The organism is Winkia neuii subsp. neuii DSM 8576, from assembly GCF_000420405.1.
Taxonomy (GTDB): Bacteria; Actinomycetota; Actinomycetes; order Actinomycetales; family Actinomycetaceae; genus Winkia; species Winkia neuii.
This window is the reverse complement of sequence record NZ_ATUW01000001.1, coordinates 12,074-24,258: the sequence shown is the minus strand read 5'-3', so window position 1 is coordinate 24,258 and position 12,185 is coordinate 12,074. Positions and strand designations below refer to the sequence as shown.

Annotated in this window: 10 protein-coding genes; 1 reads left to right on the top strand and 9 read right to left on the bottom strand. The window is 58.4% G+C overall.

The features are described 5' to 3' along the window. Positions 1-145: 145 nt before the first annotated feature. The 6 genes from G437_RS0100105 to G437_RS0100080 all read right to left on the bottom strand — a co-directional run bounded on the left by G437_RS0100105 (position 146) and on the right by G437_RS0100080 (position 7,149). A complete protein-coding gene (locus G437_RS0100105) occupies positions 146-439 on the bottom strand; it encodes a hypothetical protein (RefSeq protein ID WP_024330569.1) in 294 nt (97 codons plus the stop codon). Continuing rightward, a complete protein-coding gene (locus G437_RS0100100) occupies positions 417-1,661 on the bottom strand; it encodes a glycoside hydrolase family 32 protein (RefSeq protein WP_024330568.1) in 1,245 nt (414 codons plus the stop codon). The genes G437_RS0100105 and G437_RS0100100 overlap by 23 nt, the downstream gene beginning before the upstream one ends. Positions 1,662-1,760: 99 nt before the next feature. Further along, positions 1,761-3,134, bottom strand: a complete 1,374-nt coding sequence (locus G437_RS0100095; protein ID WP_024330567.1) for an ABC transporter substrate-binding protein — start codon at positions 3,132-3,134, stop codon at positions 1,761-1,763. Between the two features lie 13 nt (positions 3,135-3,147). Further along, positions 3,148-4,101, bottom strand: coding sequence for a carbohydrate ABC transporter permease (locus G437_RS0100090; RefSeq protein ID WP_024330566.1), 954 nt, complete (start codon positions 4,099-4,101; stop codon positions 3,148-3,150). An 8-nt stretch (positions 4,102-4,109) separates the two neighbouring features. Continuing rightward, positions 4,110-5,012 (bottom strand): carbohydrate ABC transporter permease, encoded by a 903-nt coding sequence (locus tag G437_RS0100085; RefSeq protein WP_024330565.1) that lies wholly within the window; start codon positions 5,010-5,012, stop codon positions 4,110-4,112. 7 nt (positions 5,013-5,019) lie between these two features. Continuing rightward, positions 5,020-7,149 (bottom strand): alpha-galactosidase, encoded by a 2,130-nt coding sequence (locus G437_RS0100080; protein ID WP_024330564.1) that lies wholly within the window; start codon positions 7,147-7,149, stop codon positions 5,020-5,022. Positions 7,150-7,250: 101 nt separating this feature from the next. On the opposite strand from G437_RS0100080, the gene G437_RS0100075 reads away from it, so the two are divergent. Then, the gene (locus G437_RS0100075) at positions 7,251-8,384 is read left to right on the top strand and encodes an ROK family transcriptional regulator (RefSeq protein WP_024330563.1); all 1,134 of its coding nucleotides are present in this window, start codon (positions 7,251-7,253) and stop codon (positions 8,382-8,384) included. A 7-nt stretch (positions 8,385-8,391) separates the two neighbouring features. Here the strand turns inward: G437_RS0100075 and G437_RS0100070 are convergent, their stop codons facing one another. The 3 genes from G437_RS0100070 to G437_RS0100060 all read right to left on the bottom strand — a co-directional run bounded on the left by G437_RS0100070 (position 8,392) and on the right by G437_RS0100060 (position 12,086). Further along, positions 8,392-9,012: a sugar O-acetyltransferase gene (locus G437_RS0100070; RefSeq protein WP_024330562.1), complete on the bottom strand. Its 621-nt coding sequence runs from the start codon at positions 9,010-9,012 to the stop codon at positions 8,392-8,394. A 141-nt stretch (positions 9,013-9,153) separates the two neighbouring features. Then, positions 9,154-10,377 carry a DUF4352 domain-containing protein gene (locus G437_RS0100065; RefSeq protein WP_024330561.1) on the bottom strand — a complete coding sequence of 408 codons (1,224 nt, stop codon included), beginning with the start codon at positions 10,375-10,377 and terminating at the stop codon, positions 9,154-9,156. A 107-nt stretch (positions 10,378-10,484) separates the two neighbouring features. Next, positions 10,485-12,086 (bottom strand): amidohydrolase, encoded by a 1,602-nt coding sequence (locus G437_RS0100060; RefSeq protein WP_024330560.1) that lies wholly within the window; start codon positions 12,084-12,086, stop codon positions 10,485-10,487. Between the last annotated feature and the right edge of the window lie 99 nt (positions 12,087-12,185).

The window sequence follows — 12,185 nt, the reverse complement described above, 5'->3', positions numbered from 1 at the left end:
GTTCCCTTCCCGCATCCGTGCGGGTGTAACGGGAGATGAGAGAATCTCAAGTACATTAAGAAATTATCAGATTCACTGTGATAATCGAAATTATTTTATTTTTTGCCGCATGTTTTCGCCCGTCCTAGGCCTGGCCAGGCCACCCCTAGCGTCCTACGGTGCCTGCGTTCCAGCAGTAGGGGTGCCAATGCCGGCGCGAATCTACCCCCTGGTCGAGGCCGAATGCGCCCTCGGTAATCCAGGCCACAACGTGGGGGCTTCCGATTGCAATAGTGTTGTTGCAACCCGGGCAGACGTATTCCTTTTCGGCTGCGGGCAGGCGTTGGACTTGGTAGGTGTTGCCGGCGCGCACCTGGGTGCGCGGCATTGATGCCAGGCGACGCATTTGCAGAGGGCGAGCCGGCGCTGCCCACTTGTTAGTCCGTCGTTTCCGTCCCATTGCTCAACTTCCAATATTTCGCCGTGGCGCCCTGCACCTCCAGGCTGATGCCCGCGGTGGGGTCTAGGCGCTGCGTGTGCGGAACCCTGCCGACCCGCGCCGGGTAGAACTCTACCAGGGAGGCGTCAACTAGGATTCGGTCGCCCGCCTCGACGTCTAGTTCGATTCGTTTGCCCACGGTTATGCTGCCCCCGGACGTGAACTCGGCCTCCCAGGCGGGCAAAGCCTGCACCTGCTCTAGGCTTACTTCCTCTTGGCGCAGTTTCTTCAGGCCTTCGAAGGGGGCGAAGTAGGGGGCAGCTCCGTTCGGGCCCTCGGCGATGCTAATTGTTCTTGGGAAAGTCAGGGCTCCGGCTTGGCCGTCTTTGGCGACCTCGCCAAGAGGGCGGACCTTCGATTCGGGGGCCCACGCAAACATGGTGGGGGTGCCGTCCAACGTGGCGATCTTGGGGGCGAAGAAGTCTGGGCCGTCGTCTACGCGCCCTGCCTTAGTGGCGTGGAAGTGGGGGACTTCGCCCTCGAAATTGATGGTGCCTAAAGCCCAGCCGACACTATCTTTGAATGTGTCGCGTTGGCGCAGTGAGGCGATGAATAGCCAGCGCCCACCCTGGTTCACCAGTTGAGGGAATTCCCAGTTGGGGGCCGAGAGGGCTCCGGGGGCTTCGCTGGCCCTAAAGAACACCCCTAGTTCGTGCCAGGATTCTAGGTCGTTGGCATCGTAGATTACTACGCCGCCCTCGTCGCCAACTTGCCCACCCTGGATGGCATAGCGGAAGCCGTCGTGTACGAACACGCAGGGCGCACCCAGTTTGGCGGCTTCGGCCTGCCGGCCCTCGACCTGGACGGGGGATTTGTCTGTGAACACTTTGGTGTCGGGGCTGCCCGTAGCCACAATGGGTTGGCATACCCCGTTTGATACGCCGCTGACGCCCGCGTACACCAGCTTGACGGTGTCGCCCTCGGCGAGGGCGGTGCCACCCCAGCAACCGTTGTCGTCGACGCCTTCTAGCTCGGGCCGCAGGGCTTCGGGAAGGTTGGTCCAGTTCAGCATGTCTTTGGAGGCGGCGTGCCCCCAGTGCACCTGCTCGCGGATTGTCGAGTTGGGGTTGTGCTGGAAGAAAATGTGGGTTACGCCGGCAGAACGGTATAACCCTGCCGGGTTCGACAGCCAACCTTTTTCGGGGCGAACGTGGAAACGGGGGTGATGAGCGCTAAAATTCACTCTTTATGACTAACACAATTGTTTGTGTAGAGCGAGCCCACCGGCCGCGGTGCTCCGGCAGGCTCGCCTTTTGCACGCCAACTATGTGAAGGGGGGCGTTTACTTGTTGAAGAGGGCGTTTACTTGCTTGTTTGCCTCCTTTAGGGATTCGGTGGGTTTGGACCCGCCTACTACCGCATCCATTGCCGGTTGCATGATGGTTTGGAGTTGATCCCACCGGGCGGTTACGGGGGAAGGGACCGCGCGTCCATTGTCCTTCAGGTAGGTGGAGTAGGCGTTTGCGTCGTAGCCCAACTTTGAGACCGCTTCGATTGCTTTTTGGCTGGATTCTTTGAGGGAGGGGAAGACGACTGCTTGTTTGGCTACTAGGTTTTGGCATTTGGGGGTGCCCATGAATTTGACCCATTGCCAGGCTTCGTTGGGGTGTTTGGTGCCGGCGAATATGGAGTCGCCTACGCCATTCATTACGGAGGCGCGGTAGCCGTGCGGCCCGATTGGGGCGGGGGCTACGTTTACGCCCCATTTTTCCATCTTGGGTTTGATGTTGGCGTTTTGCCAGGCCCCTTCGATCAGGGTGGCGTATTTGCCTCCAGACAGCGATTCGATGGTGCCTACCCCGGAGGTGGCGGCTGCTAGAGGAGGCATGTACCCCTTGGCGATTAGTCCTTTCCACCAGTTGATGGTTTCGGCCAATTGGGGCGAGTCGTAGTTCCATTTGGTGATCCACTTGCCGGCCTCTGCCTCGTCGGCGTTGTAACGCCACCCGTTTGCCAGGGCGAAGGTAGACCATTGCACCTGCCCGTAGCCTGCCCCGGATTCGTTGTAGCCGAGCCCGTAGACGTCTACGTGTTTGGGGTCGAAGCCTTCTTCGTCTCCGCGGACGCCATTTTTGTCTACGCTCATGTGGGCCAGGAATTTTTCAAAGGTACCCCCGTCTTTGGGGTTCCAGGTCAGGTTCCACAGGTCGGCGGGGGTGTAACCGGCGTCTTTTAGGTAGGTTTCGTTGTAGAAGAGGCCTTCGGTGTCCCAGTCTTTGGGCAGGCCGTAGAGGCCTTTGCCTTCTTTGCCTTTGAAGAGGTCGACTAGCCCATTTTGGTAGGCGCTCAGGTTTACGCCGTCTTTTTTGACGCGTTCGGATACGTCCAATATTTGCCCTAGCTGCTGGTATTTGGGCATTTGTTGGGTGTGGTTTACGAACACGTCGGGGGCGGTTTCTGCCACCATAGAGGCGGTTATTTGAGTCCAGTAATCGTCCCATCCGTATTGGTTGATGCGCACGTCTATGGTCGGGTTTTCTTTTTCGAAGGCCTTTTCGCAGGCGGTGTAGCCGGGCAGTTGGGCACTGTCCCAAAGCCAGTAGTTGATGGTGGTCTTTCCGCGTTCGCCCACGTTGGCGCCGGCACACCCAGCAAGCAGAAGGGCGCTTATAGTCCCAAGGGCGAGGGCGAGGACCCCTTTGCGTTGTTTGTTCATTTTGCGTTCCTTGTTACTTCAGGCCTGAAAATCCGATGGAATTGACTATTCGTTTCCCTAGGAGGGCGAAGAGAATCATGATTGGTACCGCCGCGAGTAGGGTGGCTGCCATGAGGGCAGACCAGTCGGGGGCTCCTTGCGGGGTTTGGGAGCGGAAGATGCCTAGGGCTACGGTCAGTACGCGCACTTTTTCGTTTTGTCCCACTAGTAGTGGCCACAGGTAGTCGTTCCACTGGGTGATGAAGGTCAGCACGAATAGTGTGGTGATTGGTGCCTTTGCCATGGGGATGATCACGCGGAAGAAGGTGCCTATGCGCGAGGCGCCGTCTAACAGTGCGGCCTCTTCTATTTCGCGTGGAATGCCAAGGAAGAATTGGCGCAAAAAGAAGATGGCGAACGGGGTCATCAAGAGGGTGGGCAGTACGATTCCGGCGTAGGTGTTTAGGAGCCCCATTTCTTTTATGAGTACGAAGTTGGGGATGGCCGTAAATATTGAGGGGATCATTAGTGCCGATAGGAAGAACGTGAATACTACGTTGCGGCCGGGCCATTTTAGGCGCGAGAAGGCGTAGGCTGCCATGGCGGAAAATAGGGTCTGCCCTACGGCCACCACGGTCGATACTATGGCCGAGTTACGCATGTATACCCAGAAGTTTATTTGGGCTCCCGCCCCGCCTTGGGCCAGGTTTTCGTCCAGGCTGGTAAGGCCTAACACGCGCCTGTATGCGTCGAGGGTGGGGTGGGCGGGAATCACGTTGGATAGCGAACCGGTGATCTCGGAGTTGGGGGTTAGGGAGGTGCGCAGCATCCACAGGAACGGCACCACGGTGATTGCCAGGATTACCAGTAGGCTAGCCCAGGCTAGGTAGTGGCCGAGCCCGCGCCTTACTTTGGTACCTTTGCGCCCAGTTAGTTTGGCGTTTTTCTGTTTTTGTTCTGCTGTTGCAAAAGCGGTTGCGGTAGTCATTTTCGCCCTCACAATTCGTCGGATTCGCTAGCTCGCATTAGCTTCATTTGGATCAGCGCTACCGCTAGCAGCAGCACGAATAGTGCTACGGCGAGGGCGGAGGCGTACCCGAAGTCGAGCTGGCCGAAGGCTAGGTCGTAGATGTAGAAGTAGAGGACTCGGGTGGCGTTTACCGGCCCACCCTTGGTGGTGACCGAGATGGTGTCGAAGATTTGGAACGAGCCGATCATGGTCACCACTAACACCATGGCCATTACGGGGCGCAGCAGCGGCAGGGTGATCGAGAAGAACTTGCGTACCTCGCTTGCCCCGTCAATGGAGGCGGCTTCGTAAACTTGCGGGTTTATGGTTTGCAGGCCCGCAAACACGAGGAGGGCGGTGTAGCCCATGTGCCGCCACACGTTGATAGCGGCCACGGTTGGGATGGCCCATTTTTCGTCCCCGAAGAAGGCCACCGGGTCGATCCCCACCCACTGCAGCAGCGAGTTCACGATGCCGATGTTGTAATCCATCATGAAATACCACAGCAGGGCCACAATTACGTTTGCGACGAAGTAGGGCAGCAGCGCGGTGCCGCGGATGAACGTAGATTTGGTTAGTTTGTGCAACAAAACGGCTAGCACCACCGCGATGATGGTTTGAAAACCAATGTTCAACACCACGTAGTAGAAGGTCACCCACAGGGCGTTCCAGAACAGGGGGTCGCTGAACATGCGGGCGTAGTTGGCCCCTCCCACAAACTTGGGTGGGGTGAGCACGTGGTATTCCGTAAACGACCAGTACAGGCCCCTAATTGCGGGGAGCAGGTAGAAGACGATTAGCCCTATCGAGGCGGGCCCCAAAAAGAGGGCGACGGTGCCCCACAGGCCCAATTTTGATTTGCGCCGGGCGGGCGCTTTGGTTGCGGACATGGCGTTCCTATTTCTTCTTTGAAACTTTCAGCAGTAGTGCCGATTCGGGCAGCAGGGTGGGGATCGGCACTCCCACTTCGCTAAGTACGGCCGCGGGCACGGACACAGTTTGCCCCCACTGGGGCCACCAGGCCGGGGCGCTGCGCGGATCGAATATTTGTTGGGCCGGCCCTTCCAGCGAAACTTCGTATTCGCCCTCGGCATCTAAACCGGGCAGACGAATCGGCGCAAAGGGGGCGTTTTGCGAGGTCGAAAGGCAGGTGAGTTCGAAAACGCCCTCGCCACCTTTTACCACCCCACGGCAGGAAAGAGCCGAATCAGGGCTGTCTAGGCGCACGGTAGTGCCAGAATGCAACAGAGGGCGCAGCTTTTTGTAAACCTTTATCCAGGCGGACAGCCGCTCGAGTTCGGTGGGTGTGGCCGCCCGCAAATCCCATTCGATGCCAAAATGCTGGAATAGCGCGGTGATTGCACGGTAGTCAATCGAATGTGAGCGCCCCGTAGTGTGCGAAACCGTAGAGGCCACATGGGAACCAATGAGCTCCGGAGGTAGCAGTAATAGTTCGCCCTTGTGAATGGCCTGCCGCTCTAGCGGATCAATACAGTCTGACCCCCAAACGCGCTGGCAACGCGACATGATCCCCAAGTCGATGCGGCCCCCGCCAGAAGAACACGACTCGATCTCCAGATAGGGGAAAGTCGCCCGCAACTTGTCTATTAGCCGGTACAGTGCCTGCACGTGCGAGCGGTAGGCCGCCCTACCCTCCCCACGCGCTCCGCCCTCTAAAATGTCGCGGTTGTAATCCCACTTCACATACGAAATCTGGTATTGCGACAGCACCTTGCTCACAGCCGTGAACACGTAGTCAAAACACCCTTCGTCAGCCAGGTTCAACACCTGCTGGTGGCGCGCCTCAACGGGGTAGCGCTCGCGGGAGGGAGCTAGGATCCACTCGGGGTGAGCGCGGGCCAAATCCGAATCCAGGTTCACCATTTCTGGTTCAAACCACAGCCCAAATTGCATGCCCTTACCGGTGACCGCGTCCACGAGCGGGCCGAGGCCGTTCGGCCAGGCTTCTTGGGAAACCTGCCAATCTCCCAGGCCTTTGGTGTCGTCGCGGCGGGCGCCGAACCAACCGTCGTCTAGCACGAAGCGTTCTACCCCGATTTCGGCTGCCTTGTCGACCAGGTCAAGAAGGGGTTGTAAGGAGTGGTCGAAGTAGACCGCCTCCCAGGCGTTCAGAGTGACAGGCCGGGGTGAGCTCGGGTGCGAATCGAGGCCGCGTACGTAACCGTGGAAACGCGCTGCCACCTGGTTTAATCCTTCCCCCCACGAGCCGAACAGGGTGGGGGAAGTGTAAGAGCGGCCGGGAGGTAAAATCACTTCCCCGGGGTACAGGTATTCGCCGCCGGCAAGGTAGGTTATGCCCGAGCTGGTCTTCTCGGCCCACGTTTGCACAGAACCGGAATAGCCCACGTGAATGAGGTGGGCACTGCCCGTCTCGAATGCTGCCCCCGGTGTGCACGTGCCGTGCAAGGTGGAGCCTGCAAAGTCGCGGCTCACCAGGTTTTGGCGCAGGTGGGTGCCCACTGTGAAGGCGTGGGTTTGCAAGTGGCGCTCGCGCAGGTGGCGCGAGGCGAGGTCGAGTATTTGGTTTTCTTTGGCCGGGGTGGGCAGGGCGAGGGCGAGGCGGGAAAGCTCGTAGTTGTCCCGCCCGGTATTTGTGAGTTGGGCAGAAAGCGCCAGCAGGCCAGAATCTGTAATTTTTACGTTTATTTTTAGCTCGAGGGCGGCCTCGCGTGCTTCGTAGCAGAGTTCGGCTGTGGTTTTGGTGGCGGCGACGTCTGTGAGGGCGAATTTGGGGGCGAAGTCTTTGCCGTGGCGCGAACCTTGTAGCCCAATGGTGCCTAACCAGCCATTTGATTGTTGCGGAATCAAACTAAGTGTTGCGGGGGTGTCCGTTGCACTGGGGGCTAATCCCGGCGTAAAGAATTTCCTATCCAAGGGCGCAGCGTCGCCTTCGGGTAGTGAAATTTCCTTACCCCAATAAATTGGACCTGCGGTTTCGGTAGATTTTATGTCTAGAATTAGGCAGGTGCCGCCATTGGATAGGGGAAGTATCTGCGTCTTTGCCATGGGGAACCTTTCGACGGTGAAAAGCGATGCAACCACTGTACTTTGTTTTACGGTAAAATAAAAGCCGTATTTTAGCCGCGACCATCTTGAAGAAGGTGACAATGGGGTCTTCAGCCGTGCAACTGGCACACCAGATTGTCCGCACCGCGCCGGTGGGACGGCGCGTGCTGGCCTCCGCCCTCGACCTGTCCCCAGCCTCGGCCACCAGGTTGGTGAAACAGCTAATTCAAGCCGGCATCGTCGAAGAGGGCGAGGGCGCCGAACCCACGGTGGGGCGCCCGGCAATTGCTGTCCAACCGTCCTCAAAACTGTTGTTTTCTGGAATTACCTTTCACACCCGCGGGGCCACCGCAGTGCTCATGGATGGAAGCGGCACCGTACTGGAGTCTTTAGAAGCTGAACTATCCGACCACTCCACTCAAGCGGTTGCCGCCCTCGGCAACGAACTGCTTGGCGAATTAGCCAAGATTGCCCCCCGGCGCATCACCGCTTCCGGGATTTCCCTGGGTGGGGCCGTAACCGAAAAAGGTTGGGTTAGCCGCGCACCGTTTTACGGTTGGCGCGACAGCGATCTGGGGGCTGCCTGGGGCAGCAAAAAACCCACCGTATTTGTGAACGACGCGGACGCGTTTGCGCTGGCAGAACTGTGGTTTGGGGTGGGCAGAAAATGCGCTGATTTTGCCATCTTGACCATAGGCATGGGGGTCGGTCACGCCGTAGTGCGCGGCGGCAAACTACTGGAAAGCCCCTATTCTGGCATAGGCCTGATTGGGCACGTGCCCATCGCCGGCGAAGAAGTAGTGTGCGAGTTGGGCCACCACGGTTGCGCCTGCGCGGTGCTGGCAATGCCCGCCCTCTACAACAACCTGCGCGCGGCCGGGGTGCAGGTGGCCCCAATCGACGATGCGGACGCCTTTGTGCGCTCGCTGCAGCAAATTCTTCGCCAGGGCGAGGGCGCAGGGTTGGCAGTGACGGAAAACTATGCGCGCGCCCTGCGGCGGGCGCTGAGCATAGTTGGTAACGTCTCGCTAGTTTCGCACGTGGTAGTGGGCGGTGAACTTGCCCCGCTGGCGGCTTGCGAACAGCTGCACGTAGGTGAAGGGCTGGCCAAAATGCATGACCCGGACGAACCCGGACTCACTTTGCACGTGCGCGACGGAGCCTTCACCGACTGGGCACGCGGGGCCGCGGCCGCAGCCTACCGCTCCTGGATAGCGGACAGACTAGCACAGTGAAGGTGGGCTACAAATCCTTTGGGGGCTGATAGGTGAAAGTCTTGTCAGCTTCGGTGAGCGGCCGCAATATGCGTGCGGGAACGCCGCCCACTACAACGCGCGGGGGCACGTTCGCACTAACCACCGCACCTGCGGCAACCACTGCGCCCTCGCCAATTGTTACCCCCGGCAAAACCGTTACGTTAGCGCCCAACCACACTTTGTCCTTCAACGTGATCTTTGAAGAAAACTGCGCGTAAGTGGCCCTCAGCTCGGGATCTAGCGGATGCCCCGCGGTAGCCAGCGTGCAATGTGGGCCAAGCAAAACATGGTTGCCGATCTGGATTTCAGAATCGTCAATGAGCGTAAGACCAAAATTGGCGTACACGTGATCGCCAAAAAAAGTGTGGCAACCGTAGGCTACGTGCAGGGGAGGCTCCACCCACGGCTCTTGGCCAACCCTGGCAAAAATCCGCTGTAGCAGGCGGGTGCGCCCAGCACCGTCGCGGGCCGAAGTGCGGTTGTACTTGTCGGCCAATTCCTTACCGCGAATACGCGCCTCTTCGAGTGCTTCCAGGCCGGGGCCAAAATCAAGATAGAGTTCATTTTCACGCATGCGCCGGCGCACTTCGCGTTCGCGGGGATCCATGTTGCCTCCATGCAGAAACGGGATCAGTGCCTCTATCCTACGCGCGCATCCGGCTGCCAAGCGCAGTTTTAGACCTGCAATTTGGCAGAAAAACCGGCCGGGCTCGCGTTGCGAAATTCCCGGCCGGAAAATAGAAGCTATTTATTCAGGTATCTTCATGAATACTGGCTCGTCAGTGAAGCCGGCCTGAATACGGATCAGGCCTTTAGCCTCTGTGGGAACTGACATGTACATATCACCGGTAACACTTGCCCCCTTGTACATCTCCTCGTCCAGGAGGGGGTCCTTATCAACATATGGAGTGAAGCTGAAGGTGTTGCCCTTCGTGTTTACAAAGGCAAATTTAATGGAACTAGGGCGCCCCACGTCCTCGCCGTTGTACGTGAGAGTCGCATTCACCAGACCATAGTTTTGACCCCGCATCGGCTCCTTGTAGTAGTGAACCCTATCCCTCACCTTTTCGTTGGCGTTAGGCTCGAAGGAATTGACCTTTACGGTCCACTCTTTGTTCTTGATCTCGGTGCCAAAATCGTAAGGGTTGTTGCGTGAACCTTTCCTGTTCGGGTCCGGTTCTTCGCTGGGCGAAGCAGACTCGTCCTCGTCAAAATCGTACGAATCAGAGGAGGAATAATCAGAGTCATAATCACTGGAGTGCTTGTCCATGCCACCCAGGGCAGTTGCCAACACTCGGACGCTAGTTATGGAAAGCAAGATAACAAGCAGGATCGAGAGGATGGTTGCCACCCCAGAGCTCTTCTTTTCCTTTCCGCGCATAAAGAACGAAACAACGGTCAAAATGACCGCGGCAAAGAACAATATCCAACCGAAGATAAAGGTGGATTTGAAAAACCCTAAGACTAGCCCCAATACGGCTACCCCAACGCCCACTAGGCCCACTATGTTCAACGAGTTTCCCTCGCTTGTAGGCGCCTGCCGGTTTTGAGCGGGCGCGCCGGGGTAGGCGTGATTTGCCCCGGTCGTGGGCGACCAAGCCTGGTTGGCCGGCGCCGACTGCTGGCCGCGATTTTGCCACGGGGAGCCCTGGGGGTTCGGCTGGGTAAAGTTCTGGTTGCCAGGTTGCCTAAAATCCTGGCCCGGCTGCGTTGGGGGCTGCTGGTTGCCCGCGTGGTTGCCCGCACCCGCAGGCGAGGCCGGGGTGGAACCGGTTGCGGGGCGTTCGGTGTTGGCGCGCGAACTAGGGCTTTGGAAGGGGGCCGCGCCCTCGCCCTCGGTGGCGTTCGGGTGGCCGCCAACGTGGCTGCCAGTGTGGCTGTCAGCGTGGCTCTGGGAAGCATTCTGTTCTTCGGTACTGCCGTCTTTGCGGTTCCTGTTCGGATCCGAATCCGGCGTGAATGGGCTCGACATCAGTCTCTCTCTTCTGCGGAATACGAGTAGAATACAGGTCTAATTTACGTGTGTATTATTTGTATTTGCAACTATTAAAAGGGTCTAATGTGGCTCTGCGGCGCCATTTAAACGGTCGCTCCAGCAATCCGTTGCCCGCCGACGTAGGTGGCTACGATTTCTACGTCGGCCAACTCCTCGGGGCTTAGCTGCAGCGGGTCAGCAGCAAAAATGGTCAGATCCGCAAGCTCTCCCACAGCGATCCGGCCACCTGTGCTGCCATTGGAGCCCGCCACCCCGCGCGTGTAACACTGCAGGGCTTGCCTATTTGTGAGGGCCTGTTCAGGGGTTATTGGGCGGGAAGCGGGATCCTTCGTGTGCCTGCGGCTGATGGCGTCGGCCATGATCTCGCGCGGATCAAAATTCGCGATCGGCCAGTCCGATCCCAGCGCCAAATGCTGGGCAGCCTCGAACACGTCGCGCAGGCGAAAGGCTCGCTTAGCCCGTTCCCGGCCAAGACGCCTAGACCAGGCGTCGGCCCCATCCGGATCCAAAAAGTGGGTGCAGTGGGTGGGCTGCATAGAGGCCGACACCCTAGTGCTGGCCAGCGCGTCAACTGCCCGATCCGTGATCTCTTCTATGTGCTCTATGCGATGGTAGACCGAAGTGTGCCCGAGCGAGGCAATCGCCTCGATCACAAACTCAATCCCGCGATCGCCAATTGCGTGGGTAGAAGTTGGTACTCCCGCAGCGTCAAAAGCGCGCAAACACTCTAAGTACTCATCCGTGTTTGCGTAGGCCGAATGGGTTCCCTCGCCCATAGCATCCGGTTCGGCAAGCCAACCACTGCCGTTGTCAATAGTCCCGTCGATCATCATTTTTGCCCCGCGCACGCAATACCTCCGCCCGCCTATACCCTGCATGTCGATGATCTGTTGAACCCGGCCTTTAGGATGCCCGGAAAGTACCCAAGGGGCTACTCGTAGTCGCAGCGGCAGCTCGCCCTCGGCCTCGATCTGGGCAAGCACTTGCAAAGACTGCGGGTCGTCAAAATCTAACATCTCGCCACCCGTGAGCCCATTTTTTGCCATCGCCCGCAAAGTAGCAAGCGTATTTTTTACTTTTTGCTCAAAAGTTAGCGGCGGAGCGGCCTCCTTCAACCTGTTTATAGCGCTCGCCTCACGCAAAAAACCGGTGGGCTTTCCCGCCTCGTCTACGATTATTTGGCCGGCCCCGGCAAGAGGTTCGGCACCCTCGATGTGGGCCTGCTCTAAAGCCTTAGCGTTGGCCAGGGCCGCATGGCCGTCGAAAAGCATCACAAAGACAGGATTGTGTGGGAAAGTCTCAGTGAAATCGGCCCCCGAAGGGGTGTCTGCCCCAAAAGCGGATTGTTCCAAACCCCACGCAAAAATCCACTCCCCAGGAGCCACCTCACCTACCTGCTGTGACAAGAATTCGGCTGCGTGCTTGCTGCCGGTTACTTTACCAAGGTAGGTGCCGCGGGCAATCTGCTGGCCCCAGATAGGATGGACGTGGGCATCAACTAGCCCCGGGGTTATAGTGGCGTCCAGGTAGTCCGCACGGCTTGCGGCCTGCCACAATTCAGCTTGGGCGCGGGTGCCTACCCTTTCGATCCTGCCCCCGGTTATGCCAAGGGCGGATATCGCGTTCGTTCCTGCCGGGGCGGGGGTAAGGGTGTGAATGTTGCGGGCGGTAATGATTAGGTCCATTTGAACTCCATTCGTCATTTAGGCGCTGGGCGCAAAGTCAATAGAAGGACTTACTTGTACGGTGCTAAAGCTCTTGCGATGCTGGGTGAGGGAGGGCGA